Origin of the sequence: Pectobacterium jejuense (assembly GCF_026800125.1) — a bacterium.
GTDB classification, from domain to species: domain Bacteria; phylum Pseudomonadota; class Gammaproteobacteria; order Enterobacterales; family Enterobacteriaceae; genus Pectobacterium; species Pectobacterium jejuense.
In genome coordinates this window covers 249986-263645 of sequence record NZ_JAPQKX010000004.1, presented here as the reverse complement: position 1 = coordinate 263645, position 13660 = coordinate 249986, and the positions used below count along the sequence as shown (strand labels likewise).

Annotated in this window: 10 protein-coding genes; 2 read left to right on the top strand and 8 right to left on the bottom strand. The window is 55.0% G+C overall.

The features are described 5' to 3' along the window. Positions 1 to 309: 309 nt before the first annotated feature. The 6 genes from mgtA to rhaB form a co-directional block, all read right to left on the bottom strand. Positions 310 to 3021 carry a magnesium-translocating P-type ATPase gene (mgtA, locus tag NXT09_RS09720; RefSeq protein WP_268579549.1) on the bottom strand — a complete coding sequence of 904 codons (2712 nt, stop codon included), beginning with the start codon at positions 3019 to 3021 and terminating at the stop codon, positions 310 to 312. A gap of 567 nt (positions 3022 to 3588) precedes the next feature. Further along, positions 3589 to 5166, bottom strand: coding sequence for a methyl-accepting chemotaxis protein (locus NXT09_RS09715; RefSeq protein ID WP_268579548.1), 1578 nt, complete (start codon positions 5164 to 5166; stop codon positions 3589 to 3591). A gap of 561 nt (positions 5167 to 5727) precedes the next feature. After that, positions 5728 to 6042 carry an L-rhamnose mutarotase gene (gene rhaM / locus NXT09_RS09710; protein WP_010285280.1) on the bottom strand — a complete coding sequence of 105 codons (315 nt, stop codon included), beginning with the start codon at positions 6040 to 6042 and terminating at the stop codon, positions 5728 to 5730. Between the two features lie 78 nt (positions 6043 to 6120). Next, positions 6121 to 6945, bottom strand: coding sequence for a rhamnulose-1-phosphate aldolase (gene rhaD / locus NXT09_RS09705; RefSeq protein ID WP_205561738.1), 825 nt, complete (start codon positions 6943 to 6945; stop codon positions 6121 to 6123). Between the two features lie 4 nt (positions 6946 to 6949). Further along, positions 6950 to 8212, bottom strand: coding sequence for an L-rhamnose isomerase (locus tag NXT09_RS09700; protein ID WP_268579547.1), 1263 nt, complete (start codon positions 8210 to 8212; stop codon positions 6950 to 6952). Then, positions 8209 to 9699, bottom strand: coding sequence for a rhamnulokinase (gene rhaB / locus NXT09_RS09695; protein ID WP_268579546.1), 1491 nt, complete (start codon positions 9697 to 9699; stop codon positions 8209 to 8211). Before rhaB ends, NXT09_RS09700 begins: the two co-directional genes overlap by 4 nt. Before the next feature lie 336 nt (positions 9700 to 10035). Between rhaB and rhaS the strand changes: the two genes are divergently transcribed. Both rhaS and NXT09_RS09685 read left to right on the top strand, forming a co-directional pair. After that, positions 10036 to 10875: an HTH-type transcriptional activator RhaS gene (rhaS, locus tag NXT09_RS09690; protein WP_014913998.1), complete on the top strand. Its 840-nt coding sequence runs from the start codon at positions 10036 to 10038 to the stop codon at positions 10873 to 10875. Positions 10876 to 10899: 24 nt separating this feature from the next. Next, complete coding sequence (locus NXT09_RS09685) at positions 10900 to 11754, top strand: helix-turn-helix domain-containing protein (protein ID WP_268579545.1); 855 nt, start codon at positions 10900 to 10902, stop codon at positions 11752 to 11754. Between the two features lie 143 nt (positions 11755 to 11897). Here NXT09_RS09685 and NXT09_RS09680 read toward each other — a convergent pair whose 3' ends face one another. Next, on the bottom strand, positions 11898 to 12776 hold the full coding sequence (locus NXT09_RS09680; protein WP_268579544.1) for an SMP-30/gluconolactonase/LRE family protein: 879 nt from the start codon (positions 12774 to 12776) through the stop codon (positions 11898 to 11900). Next, positions 12769 to 13650, bottom strand: coding sequence for an SDR family NAD(P)-dependent oxidoreductase (locus NXT09_RS09675; protein WP_268579543.1), 882 nt, complete (start codon positions 13648 to 13650; stop codon positions 12769 to 12771). The genes NXT09_RS09680 and NXT09_RS09675 overlap by 8 nt, the downstream gene beginning before the upstream one ends. Positions 13651 to 13660: the final 10 nt, after the last annotated feature.

Genomic DNA, 13660 nt, shown 5'->3' with positions numbered 1-13660 from the left:
AACTATGTCTATTTTGATTACCACTACGTGGTATTAAATATAATCCTTATCATTTAATTGATTATGTGATTTATTCTCTTTTTTTGGCAACGATACTGTTAACTTATACTACATCCAAAGTGGTATGTATTTTTGCCACTGTATCGGTATTTTTACAGTCTAGATTACGGTAAGCAGCATCGTGACGTTAATCAGTGAAATCAGGGTAAGAAAGAAGATAACGATCCTGAATGCATGGCGAGAAGGTTTCATAGGGGCTCCTGATTTGGCGGGCGACAGCGCCCCCGCCGTGAAGAGATAAAGAAGGGCTCAGAACCACTGGCCGAAGCGGCGAATATAGGCGCGTTTGACCAGTTGAGCGACGGTGCAGTAGCCAATCAGCGTGGCGGCCAGCCACGGGAAATATTCCCACGGCAGCGGCTGTAAACCGACCAGCGGCCCCAGCGGGGAGAACGGCAGATAGATACCCAGCGCCATAACCAGACCGGTCATCAGCATCACCGGCAGTGCCGCTGTACTCTGAATGAACGGGATCTTCTGGGTACGCAGCATGTGCACCACCAGCGTTTGCGACAGCAACCCCTCAACGAACCAGCCTGACTGAAACAGGGCCTGATGCTCTACGCTGTTGGCGGCAAACACGAACCACATCAGCGCGTAGGTGGTGATGTCAAAAATCGATGACGTCGGCCCGATACACAGCATGAAGCGACCGATATTTTTGGCATCCCATTTGCGCGGTTTACGCAGGAACTCCTTATCCATTTTGTCCCACGGCAGCGACAGCTGGGAGATGTCGTACATCAGGTTCTGAATCAGCAGATGGATCGCCAGCATCGGCAGGAATGGAATAAAGGCGCTGGCGACCAGCACGGAAAACACGTTACCGAAGTTGGAGCTGGCGGTCATGTTCAGGTATTTGATGATATTCCCGAACGTCTCGCGCCCTTTAATGACGCCTTCTTCCAGCACCATCAGGTTCTTTTCCAGCAGAATGATATCGGCCGATTCTTTGGCGATATCTGTTCCCGTATCGACAGAAATCCCGATATCGGCATCGCGCAGGGCGGGGGCATCGTTGATACCGTCGCCCAAAAAGCCGACCGTATGACTATTGCCTTGCAGCGCTTTCAGCACGCGGGATTTTTGTAGCGGCGTCAATCGGGCAAAAATGGTGCGCTGTTCTACCAGTACGCCGAGCTGTTCATCGCTGAGCGCATCGATAGCGTTGCCTTCCAGCACCTCGCCCGGTTCCAGCCCGACATCGCGGCAGATCTTACTGGTAATAATTGCGTTATCGCCCGTCAGGACTTTAACCGTTACGCCATTTTCATGCAGGGCGCGAATGGCGGCAGAAGCACTTTCCTTTGGTGGATCGAGGAACGTCAGCAGGCCGCAAATTGTCAGGTCGCGTTCATCCTCGGCGCTGAGCGGCAGCGTGCTGCCCACCGGACTCAGTTCACGGGTGCCGATCATCAGCACGCGGAACCCTTGCTGGTTGTAGTTTTCTGCCAGCGTTTTCAGCGTACTGCGGCGCTCGTCATCCAGTTTATACCGCTGCCCGTTTTCACTCACGTGCGTGGCGACCGCCAGCATTTCTTCTACCGCGCCTTTGCAAATCAGGCGTTGCTGGTTGTGTTCATCGGCAACGATGATGGACAGACGGCGGCGAATAAAATCAAACGGTAGCTCATCGATTTTGCGATAGCGACCCAGCGCGGCGATGGCCGGATTATGGCGACCAAAATGCATGATGGCCTGATCCATCAGGTTTTTCATGCCGCTCTGGTGCGCGCTGTTGAGCCAGGCGAGCTGGAGTACGCTCGCATCGACCTGACCCTGCGTATTCAGGTGATGCTCAAGGATGATGCGATCCTGCGTTAATGTGCCGGTTTTGTCGGTGCATAGGACGTCCATCGCGCCAAAGTTCTGAATCGCGTTCAGGCGTTTGACCACCACTTTACGCCGCGCCATGGCAATCGCGCCTTTTGCCAGATTGGAAGAGACAATCATCGGCAGCATTTCCGGCGTCAGGCCGACGGCGACCGCCAGCGCAAACAGGCTAGCCTCCATCCAGTCGCCTTTGGTGAAGCCGTTAATCAGCAGCACGACAGGCACCATCACAATCATAAAGCGGATCAGCAGCCAGCTTACGCTGTTCACGCCGCGATCGAAGGCGGTTTGGGAACGGGTGCCGACAATCGATTTTGCCAGTGAGCCAAAGTAGGTGTGGCTGCCGGTTGCCACGACGATGGCCGTTGCCGTGCCGCTGGAAATGTTGGTTCCCATCAGACAAATGTTGGACAGTGCCAGCAGATCGCTTTCGCCGCCGCAGCCTGCGGGCTGACAGCCTTTGGCGCTGATATCGCTGAACACGTCATATTTTTCGATCGGCAGCGATTCGCCGGTCAGGACGGCCTGGCTGACGAACAGATCGCGTGATTCCACCAGCCGAACATCCGCTGGCACCATATCGCCAGCGGAGAGCGTCAGGATATCGCCGGGAACCAGCTGCTGAAGCGGGATTTCCTGCATGACGGCGGTGGCGCTGGCGTGAGGGCGGCGCAGTACGGTAGCCGTTGTCCGCACCATCGATTTCAGCGCTTCGGCGGCTTTATTGGTCCGAAACTCCTGCCAGAAGCGCAGCAGACCGCTCAGGCTGACCATCACCAGAATGATGAGCACGCCGGTGAGCGACGTCTCTTCGTTATGGCGCAGCGGTAGCCAGTAATCGGTGAAAAAGCTGATCGCGGCCAGCGCCGTCAGCACGTAAATAAACGGGTTATTAAATGCGGCGGCCAACTGCACCAGCGCGTGCGGCGCTTTTTCATGAGCGACGCGGTTTTCGCCATAGGTTTGCTGACGCTCAATGACGTCATCATGGCTTAAGCCGTGCAGATGCGTATTTAGGTTAGCCAGTGTTTGATCGAGGCTGTTTTGCGCCTCGCGGGCAATCGCAAAGGTGGCCGTGGGTGTCTTACGGGCGCGGCGATACCCCGTTTGCGTGATCATATCGGTCATGATGCTGCTCTCTTAATGTTGCCTGTCCGCCGCGCACGGGCGCGCATCCCGGATTAAGGGACGTAAAGCGGAAAAAAATGAAGGTATTAAGGGAGGTAAACGGCGCAGACGGAGAGAACAGAGAGGTCGAGGAAGAAGACGGTCCTTATTCTAACGGATGCGGTTTACCGGGCCATCGAGGGTGCTCGTCCATGTTGTCTCCTTATCGCCGTGCGGCGAGATGTAAAAAATAGTCGTCAGCTGACGAAGCCCAGTACGTAGAAACAGATTGCGCAGAAACCTAGTACATAGAAAACGGGTACGTAAAAACACAGCACGTAGTGTAGTGGTGCAACGATAACCCCGTTTGCCTAAACCAGACGTCAACGTTTGTTCATGAAGCAAACGGGGTGAGCTAGCAGGCGTCGCTGCGGCGTATTGCGTCGTTATAGGGAGAGGCTTGTAAGGGGCGTTATCAGGAACCGCAGTTATCAGAAACCGTAGTTATCAGAAGCAATAGTTATCAGAAAAAACAGTGCTCAGAAATAGGTGGCTGCCCCGCCGAGTAGTCGGCGGGGCAGAGGAGAATTAATGGATTCTCAGCATGCGGTCCTGATTCACTTTGAAGAAACGAACCGCATCACGCAGCTGCGCACCCTGTTCCGTCATAGCGTGTGCTGCCGTGGCCGATTGTTCAACCAGCGCGGCGTTCTGCTGAGTGACCCGATCCATTTGTTCTACCGCCACGCTAATTTCTTTGATGCCGATATGCTGCTCGTTGGAGGCCTGAGAAATCTCCGCCACGATATCCGTGACTTTTCTCACCGACAGCACAATTTCCGACATCGCCTGACTGGCTTTGTCTGCCCGCGCGGAGCCGTCGGTAATCTTCTCAACGGTGCCTTCGATCAGCGTTTTGATCTCTTTGGCGGCATTGGCGCTCTTCTGTGCCAGCGTCCGGACTTCGCCCGCAACAACGGCAAAGCCTTTCCCTTCGCTACCCGCTCTGGCCGCTTCTACGGCGGCGTTCAGTGCAAGGATATTGGTCTGGAAGGCAATCCCTTCGATCACGGCGATAATATCGACGATCTTCTGTGAACTGTCGGAGATCTCATGCATACGTTTGAGCATGTCGTCTACGATAAGCCCGCCCTGAGAAGCCGTTTCCGATGTTTGCTGCGCCAGTTGGCTGGCTTCTTTGGCGTTATCCGCATTCTGGCGCACGGTGTGCGTCAGCTGCTGCATATTCGCCGATGCCTGAATCAGCGAAGCCGCCTGCTCTTCGGTACGCTGCGACAGGTCGCTGTTGCCCTGAGCAATCTCGTTGGACGCCAGCGAGATGGATTCACTGCCGCTCATGATGGTATGCACGATGCTCATCAACTGCTGGTTCATGTAGTTGATGGAGGCCAGCAGGCTGCTGTTGTCCCCTTGGCGCAGCTGGATTTGCGCCGTCAGATTACCAGAGGCGATCTCCGTCATGATTTCTTGGGCGTAATGCGGGTCGCCGCCGAGCTGGCGCGAAATATTACGTGAGATAACGGTCGCGATAATGGCCGTCGTCAGCAGGGCGAGCAGCAGCAATCCCCAGACATAGTACTGTGACGTCCGATAAGTCGAATCGGCACTGGCAACGATATTTTTTGCCGTCGCCACTTCCATATCCACCAGTCGGGCCAGATCTTTCATTAGCTGACTACGATATTTGGAAGAGCTTGCCCCGCTGATTTTACTCGCTTCTGCCAGATCGCCCCGATTGACGGTATCAACCAGCGTGGCGTTGACCGAGTTAAAGCCGGAGAAATTTTCGCCAATTACCTTAATCAGCGCTTTTTTATCCTCGCTGTTAGCAACGGTTTGGTAGTTCTTAAATGCAGCAAGAAAGGCATCGGCATTTTGCAGTAATTCTTTGCGATGACCTTCGCGCTCTTCAGGCGTTTTGGAGTCGATATATTGTATTTGCTGCAAACGTGTTTCAGACAGTGCGCCGCGCATTTCCAGGCTATATCGCACGCCGGGCAGACTGCTGCTGCTTAATTCATCAATACGATTATTATTAACGCTAAGCTGGAGTAGTGAAACCACACCTAATAACAACATCATGGCTATCAGGACAGAAAAACCGAGTAATAACTTAGAGAACACTGTGAGTTGGGAAAATTTCATCGTTATTCTTATTGATTATAGAGAGAAGGTAGTAGTGATAACGGCAAAGAAAATAAGATCTTTATAATACGTAATTCGATAAAGAGAGGTTGATGCATAAACGGAATTTAATAAAAATCAGACTCATCATGGCGAGACTAAATTCTGTTTATTTTTAAAATATCAACTTATTATTTTAAATTGAGGGCGGGTTGTTAAATATTGTTTTAATAAATGTTTTTATTTTTAATGTGAAGGAGGGATATTTCACAAATAGGAAAAATAAAATGTGACAGCCATCAATAATCGATAATTATTTATACCCGTCATACTTCAAGTTGCATGTGCGTTGGCTGCGTTCAGTCACCCGAATCACTTACTCAAGTAAGCTCATCGGGACTCCTTCGCTTGCCGCCTTCCTGAAACTCGAATTATTTAGGGTATGTAAATTAAAAATAATGATAATAACTAACAGGATTCATTAATTAAGTGACACGTTATTTCTTTTTTATAACTTCAACAATAATGACGCAGCGGTAATGTTATTACCGCTACACGATGATGCCTGGTTCAGAGAATGCTTTAGTCCAGATAGAACACCGGTTCCAGCGCATCACTGACCGGGCTGTTATCAGGGTTGGCGGGCATGACGTCGCTCATGTGTTTCCACCAGCGCTGGCAGACATCCGTTTGTGCAATCGCTTCCCAGCGCGCTTCAGATTCGACCTCGACATAACCGAACAGCAGATTGCGCTGCTTATCCAGAAAAATGCTGTAGTGGTGCGCACCGTGGTTCTTGAGCACCTCGGCCAGTTCCGGCCAGATAGGATTGTGGCGACGCTGATATTCATCGTGGCTGTCAGGAAAAACTGACATCACAAAAGCCTTACGCAACATGGATGAATCCCCCGTAGTCGTTGGCAGAACGCCACGGCGGTGAGGCCGTGGCGAGTTGAGGCCTAATCGTTATGTGCACTACACGCGCAGTGCGGCTTCCATTGGCGTGACGCCGAAACGTTTACCCAATGCGATCAGCTCTTCGGTCGAGATTGTCTGTTTCTTACCGCCCATTGATATCACTTTCACCATCACTTCGGCGGATTTCTCTGCGGTATCGATCAGGCCGAAGGCCTCGTCCAGCGTCGGTCCGGTGCCGAAGATGCCGTGGAAAGGCCACAGCACCAGAGAATGATGCTTCATTTGTTCGGAGGTGGCATCACCAATGGCATCGGTGCCCGGCACCATCCACGGCACAATCCCCACGCCGTCCGGGAAGACGACCAGACACTCCGTGCTGCCTTCCCACAGTTCACGGGTGAACTTAGCGGTATCCAGCTCCAGCACATAACTCAAGGCGATCAGATTGGTCGCGTGGCAGTGCATGATGACGCGGTCGCGCCCGTGGGTCACGCCCATACGGACAATGTGCGACTGGAAATGCGAAGCCAGTTCAGACGTCGGCAGGCCGCCGTTGGTGAGCCCCCAGAAAATACGATAGCCTTTACCGTCGCTATCGACCTGCAACACCACCAGTGAATCGGCCGGATCCAACTGCACGTTGCGGAAGAATTTGCCGGAGCCGGTGACGATAAACCAGCAGTCAGCCAGCGCAGGCATCGGCTGCGAAAGAGCTTCATGACGCGGCTGCGGGTAGAAATCGCTTTCATAAGGCGTCACATCCTCAGCCGTCAGGCGCAGGCTGACGTTACCGCCGTTACGTTCGTCCCAGCCTTTGAGCCACATGTCGCTGGTGGCTTTAATCATTCCCTGTACAAACCAGGAAGAGAGAATTGCTTGCATAGTCTTACCCTTGACGTTGAGTGAGGATGGTTTCTTCATACTGACGCACCTGTTGCAGCCATTCGCTGCCTGGGATGACGTCATGACGCTGGCAGTAGTGTTCCCACACGGCCTGCCACGGTAGCGATTTTTGCTCTTCCAGCAGAGCCAGACGCGCAGTGTAATCGCCGTTTTGTTCCAGTGTGCGCAGCGTTTCCGTGGGTTCCAACAGCGCGCATAGCAGAGCTTTCTTCATATTGCGGGTGCCGATGACCCAGGCGGCGATGCGGTTGATCGAAGCATCAAAGAAATCGAGCCCGATATGCACGCGGTTAAGCAGTTTATGGCGCACGATTTCGTGTGCGATGGCCTGCGTTTCGTCGTCCAGTAGCACCACATGGTCGCTGTCCCAGCGTACCGGGCGGCTGACGTGCAGCAGCAGGCGCGGGACGTAAAGAATGGCGCTGGAGATCTTGTCGGAAATCACTTCGGTTGGGTGGAAGTGTCCGGCATCCAGACAGAGCGCGGTGCCGCGGCTGGCCGCGTAGCCGAGGCAGAATTCGCTGGAGCCGACGGTGAAACTTTCCGCACCGATCCCGAACAGCTTGCTTTCCACCGCGTCGATATGGTGTGCCTGATCGAGCGGTTCGGCGATGACCTCATCCAGCGCGCTGAGCAGCCGCTGGCGGAACGCCAGACGATCGATGGTCAAATCTTTCATGCCGTCCGGCACCCAGATGTTCATTACGGACGGCGTGCCGAGTTCGCGCCCGAAGTAGGCGGAAATCCGGCGGCTGGCCTGACAGTGTTCAATCCAGAAGCGGCGTACTTTTTCGTCTGGATGCGACAGGGTAAAGCCGTCCGCGCTCAGCGGATGAGAAAAGCAGGTCGGATTAAAATCCAGTCCGAGCTGGTGGCGCTTGGCCCATTCAACCCAGGTGCTGAAATGCTCGGGGGCAATTTCGTTACGGGAAACGGGCTGGGTGGATTCCAGATAGATAGCATGCAGGTTCAGCCGTTTAGGACCGGGGATCAGCGCAAAGGCTTGTTCCAGATCGGCACGCAGTTCATCCGGCGTGCTCGCCTTACCGGGGTAGTTGCCAGTGGCCTGAATACCGCCGGTCAGTGGCCCGCCGGTGTTCTCGAATCCGGCTACGTCGTCGCCCTGCCAGCAGTGCATTGACACCGGAATCTGATCGAGCTGTTCCAGCACGGCCTCTACGTCAACATTTAGGCTGGCGTAACGCGCTTTTGCCAGTTGCCAGGCTGCTTCAATTGGTGTGCTCATTGCGTAGTCTCCTTTTTGCCCTGTGGGGCGGGTTCTGGCTGGCTGAGCGCCTGAAAACGACGCCAGTGCCCGGCAAAATCACTCTCCGCACGCGGGGTATAGCGATGTAGAGGGAAGTTATGAGTCAGCATGTGCCGGAATGCGGCAAGGTCGGCGACGGCGCCTAGCGCCATCAGTTGGCAGCCGATATTGCCAAGCGTCGAGGCCTCGACCGGCCCGGCCAGAACCGGAATCTGGCACACATCGGCGCACAGCTGGTTCAGGAAGGCGTTCTGGCTGCCGCCGCCGACAATATGCAGCTGGCGGATTGGCGCGTGGCGCAGTTCGCCCAGTTCCAGTACCACCTGTCGGTAGAGCAGCGCGAGGCTGTCGAAGATGCAGCGTGCCAGTTCGGCATCGCTTTGGGGTACGGGCTGGCCGTGCTCACGGCAATAGTCGCGGATCGCCTGATGCATGGACGGCGGATTGATAAAGCGATCGTCATTCGGGTTAATCAGACTGACGAAAGCGGGCAGAGCGGCGGCGGACTGAATCAGCGCGCCTAAATCCTTGATGTCACGCTCCTGACAAACGCGCTGTAGCAGCCACAGGCCCATGATGTTTTTCAGTACCCGATAGGTGCCGTCCACGCCGCCTTCGTTGGTGATATTGGCGGCCAGCGCCTGTGGGCTGTTAAACGGCGTGTCGCTCTCGATGCCCATTAGTGACCAGGTACCGGAACTGAGGTAGGCGCTGTCGCGGCTCAGCAACGGCGCGCCGACCACCGCGCTGGCGGTGTCGTGCGTGGCGACGGCGGTGACGGGAATTTGCCGTCCGCTCGGTGCTGTCCAGTTTCCCACGGCGTGGCCCGGCTGTACTGGTTCGCTCAACCAGCGGCGCGGGATGCCCAGATAGTCCAGCAGTTCGCTGTCCCAGGTTTTCTTTTCCAGATTAAGCAGTTGGGTCGTGCTGGCGTTGGTGTATTCGCAGACCCGATTCCCGGTGAGGCGATAGTGAAAATAGTCGGGAATCAGCAGCAGGTGTGCCACCTGATTCAGATCGTCTGATGATGTGTCACGCAGCGCTTTAAGCTGGTACAGCGTATTAAACGGCAGGAACTGAATGCCGGTACGTTGATAGATCGCCTCACGCCCCAGTTCGGCAGTGACGGTAGCCATCACGCCGTCGGTGCGGTGGTCGCGATAGGAATAGGGCAGGCCAACACGCTGCCCGTCCTTATCCAGCAGCACATAGTCCACGCCCCAGCTGTCGATCCCGATGCTATCGGGGGTGATACCCATGGCATCGATTTGGTGTAATCCGGTGAGGATGTCGCCTTCCAGCGCGGCCAGATCCCACTGGTGATGGTTGTCCTGAAACACCAGCGTATTGCTGAAACGGTGAATTTCTTTCAGCGTCAGATGCTGCGTTGCGGTGTGCAAGGTTGCCAGCATGACCCGACCACTGGATGCACCTAAATCTACCGCCACGATATTCTTCACCGCCATAGCCGCACTCCTTACTTGTTGAATGTGTTGCAGTGTAAGGAGCGGTAACAGAAGCCACCTTCCGATGAGTGCCATCTGCAACAGGCGGCTGGCAAAATGACAAAGCTGACCGTGAAAGGGCTCACAATCTGGGAAATTATTTAGGGAATAACCATGAAAATATCAGGGGAAAGACGGTGTGATCCTTGCCACACTTCAACTAATTAGGCGGTGCGATCTTAAAAAAAGAGCAGCCAGATGGCGTGTGGGCGACGGTATTTGAAGGCCGGTTTTGTGGCTTCTGACTACCCTTTTTCAAAGGCCGCACTTTTGCCAGAGGCTGAATGGAGAACTGAAATGACGTTACTTCGTGGTGATGATTTTTTTACTTCGCGTGCCGTAACGGTTGCGGTGGAGCCGCGCACCCCACAAGCGGCGTTTCCTGAGCACTATCATGATTTCTGGGAAATTGTGCTGGTGGAGCAGGGCGCTGGCGTCCATGTGTTTAACGATCAGCCCTATGCGCTATGCAGCGGTTCAGTATTCTTCGTTCGCGATAACGATCGGCATCTGTTTGAAGACGTCGAAGGGCTGTGCCTGACCAACATGCTGTACCGTTCGCCACGTGGATTCCGCTTCCTTTCCGATATCGCTGCCTTTTTGCCATATGGTCCGAACGGCGAGTGGCAGGGGCAGTGGCAGGTGAATGCGGCGGGGATGCAGCAGTTGAAACAGTCGATGAACAGTCTGGCGGAGCTGGCACAGAGCGATGCGCCTGAAGCGATTGCCGCCAGCGAGAGCCTGTTTCTGCACATTCTGGTGCAGCTGCGCCAGCACTGTTTCCAGACGCAGGCCAACGGCTCCGAGCGTCAGGGGGTGCAGGCGCTGCTAGGCTGGCTGCAAAATAACTACAGCGAAGAGGTGAACTGGGGCAGTCTGGCCGATCAGTTCTCGCTACCGCTGCGTACGCTGCACCGTCAGCTCAAACAACACACCGGTATGACGCCACAACGCTATCTGAATCGGTTAAGATTACTGGAGGCTCGTCGGCGGTTGCAGCAGAGTGATGATTCCATTACCACTATTGCGCACGCCTGTGGATTTAGCGACAGCAATCACTTTTCGACGCAATTCCGCAAGGCATTCTCGCAGGCACCTAAGTCACTGCGCCATCAGGCGTTTTCTCGTGAAGAGTAGGTAACGGCAACTGCGGGTGAGGGAATGACGACAGTAATACGGGGTTTGAAATTACAGACTGAAGACTATTTCCTCACCGATAAGAATGCCGTGATGGTTGCCGAACGGCATCCACAGCCTGTGTTTCCGCTACATCATCATGATTTCGACGAACTGGTGATTGTCTGGCGTGGCAATGGTCTGCACCTCTGGAACGATGTGCCTTACCGCATCACTCGCGGCGATATGTTCTATGTTTCCGCGAACGACCGCCACAGCTATGAATCCGTCAACGGACTCGAACTGGACAACATTCTCTATATCCGCAATCGCCTGACGCTATCTGCCGACTGGCAAACATTACTACCGGGTGGGGAGCTTTCACAAAGCCAGCGCCACTGGTGCTTAGGCTCGGAAGGCATGGATACCCTCCGCGAGAAGGTGGATGCGTTGAGGCAGGAGTGCATGAAGTCGGATGCGCTGTCGCTGCAACTGAGTGAAGCGCTGCTGTTGCAGATTGCGCTGCTGGCGGCGCGCTATCGCCACACGCCGGATAGTCCACAGCTGGCCGATGCGCATCAGTTGGATATGTTGATGAATGCGCTGCGTGCCAGCATCGCAGCTCCATTCCGCTTTGAAGCCTTCTGCGAACAGCACCACTTCAGCGCCCGCAGTTTACGCTCGCGCTTTAAAGAACAAACCGGCATGAGCGTGCCGCACTACCTGCGCCAGCTACGGCTATGCAAGGCGATGGAACTGCTGCGTTATGATCTGCAAACCATTGGCGACGTTGCCGCGCTGTGCGGTTTTGAAGACAGCAACTACTTCTCCGTGGTGTTCCATCAGGCGTTCGGCGTCTCACCCAGTGCCTACCGCCAGCGCTTCCTGAATGTGGAGTGACGGCGTTAGCTATTGGGCATGATGAATTGTGCAGACTCGGACCTTATCTGGCAGTGTTCCGTGTGAGAGCATGACTTAACCTGATAGTCGGCAACGAGCTCAATATCGTCATTCGCATCCGGATATGATCTGGCGAGACAGCATCACTCCTTGAAAAAATTACGCGGAATGCCAGCGATGTCGGGGCGAATGGCATACAAATCCCCAGCATCCGGGTAGCGATCCAGTTCCGAGGGTGTCATGGCAAAGCGTGCGGTAGTGATAAACAACGTATCCAAGCCCTCCCCACCAAAGCAGCAACTGGTGGGACGTGGCACGGGCATGGCGAGATGTTCGCTCAAGTGCCCGTCGCGGTCGTAGCGCAACAGGCATCCGCCGTTGAACTGACATACCCACAATCCTCCCGCCCGGTCCAGAGCGATACCATCAGGGCGACCCAGTTCTGTCGGGGTCTGGGCGAATAGCGTCACTGCGCCGAGTTCACCCTCGACTGAATACGTCGTTCGAAAGATCGAGCGTGCAATAGAATCGACAAAAAACAGCGTGCGCCCATCTTCCGACCAGGCCAGGCCATTGGGCAGTGCTACGCCCTGGAGGATGATTTGGGCATTAAGCTCACTGTCATAGCGGTACAGCGCGCTGGCCCTGCGGTTTGGAGCTTCATCCATAAGGCCGGTGATGAAGCGTCCCTGTGGATCGCAAGCGCCATCGTTGAAACGATAACTTGCCCCGTCATATAAGGCAGCGGTGCGCCTGCATACCTCGCCGGTTTCCATATTAAGCATGGCGAGGCTGGCGTTTTCAGTGAATATCAGGTTGCCTTTATCGGTCAAGCCGAGGGCACCGATGCGTGCCGCCGATTTATAAATGGTTTCAACCCGAGCCTGCGGGCACAGCACCTTGATTTCACCTCCGGTGATATCAACGAAGTACAAAAGCCCGTTACGTTCATCCCACACCGGACTCTCGCCAAGATCGGCGTGGATATGCGCGATCTTGCGCAGGCTTCCATCTTCATGCATCGCCGAACTCCTTGATGCGTTGCCAGTTCCGGGCGATGTCTTCCACGCTGTCACATTCGATCCGGGCCAGATTCGTGGGGTAATCGACGCCAGGATTCTCGCAAAATCGGGTGGCGGTGAACTGACCGTTGCTGGCCCGAAGAATGACCCCCGTGTCCTGACACAGCGAGCTGGCCAGATACAGTACGCCGGGGGCTACCCACTCGGGCTTGAGATTCTCGGGTGGCTGTGTGATTCCCCACATGCGTGTTTTGGCAACAGGGGAGACCGCATTGACGAGTATGCCGTGCGGTTCACCTTCCATACTTAAGGCATTCATAATGCCTATCTGGGCCATTTTGCTGGCGGCGTAGGCCGTCAGACCTGACTGCGCGTATCGTTGGTACATGGCGCGGTCAGACGTATTCAGCACGACACGCGCCGACGAGGACTGTTTGAGATGCATCCAGGCGTGCTTGCACAACCAGATCGGTGCACGCACGTTGATACCAAGAGCGCGCTCAAGGAAATCGTCTTCCTGCTCCTCAACGGACTGGTAACCGACCCAGCCGGCATTGTGGATCAGAATGTCCAGCGCGCCGAACTGCGAGATAGCCAGCTCCACGAGCTGTTTGCAGCCAGCTTCGTGGTCCAGTCGCCCACTATGGGCGATCAATTGTCCGTCATCGGCCTGCAAGGTGCGCGCCGCTTCGGCGATCGCGCTGTCGTCGGCCCCCTCGCCAGATCTATCCGTGCCCGGATCGCTGGCGACAACACGTACGCCACGGTCGAGCAGCGCCTGCACGTAGGCTCGTCCCAGCCCCTGCGCGGCACCAGTGACGATGGCAACCTTCCCCTTGAATATCTCGCCTGTCTGAAGGTGTGTCTGCTCCATCTTTCATCTC

What these genes read in the sequence shown, in the direction of transcription:
- mgtA (WP_268579549.1), bottom strand. Translation starts at nt 3,021, where the DNA reads ATGACCGATATGATCACGCAAACGGGGTATCGCCGCGCCCGTAAGACA.
- NXT09_RS09715 (WP_268579548.1), bottom strand. Translation starts at nt 5,166, where the DNA reads ATGAAATTTTCCCAACTCACAGTGTTCTCTAAGTTATTACTCGGTTTT.
- rhaM (WP_010285280.1), bottom strand. Translation starts at nt 6,042, where the DNA reads ATGTTGCGTAAGGCTTTTGTGATGTCAGTTTTTCCTGACAGCCACGAT.
- rhaD (WP_205561738.1), bottom strand. Translation starts at nt 6,945, where the DNA reads ATGCAAGCAATTCTCTCTTCCTGGTTTGTACAGGGAATGATTAAAGCC.
- NXT09_RS09700 (WP_268579547.1), bottom strand. Translation starts at nt 8,212, where the DNA reads ATGAGCACACCAATTGAAGCAGCCTGGCAACTGGCAAAAGCGCGTTAC.
- rhaB (WP_268579546.1), bottom strand. Translation starts at nt 9,699, where the DNA reads ATGGCGGTGAAGAATATCGTGGCGGTAGATTTAGGTGCATCCAGTGGT.
- rhaS (WP_014913998.1), top strand. Translation starts at nt 10,036, where the DNA reads ATGACGTTACTTCGTGGTGATGATTTTTTTACTTCGCGTGCCGTAACG.
- NXT09_RS09685 (WP_268579545.1), top strand. Translation starts at nt 10,900, where the DNA reads ATGACGACAGTAATACGGGGTTTGAAATTACAGACTGAAGACTATTTC.
- NXT09_RS09680 (WP_268579544.1), bottom strand. Translation starts at nt 12,776, where the DNA reads ATGCATGAAGATGGAAGCCTGCGCAAGATCGCGCATATCCACGCCGAT.
- NXT09_RS09675 (WP_268579543.1), bottom strand. Translation starts at nt 13,650, where the DNA reads ATGGAGCAGACACACCTTCAGACAGGCGAGATATTCAAGGGGAAGGTT.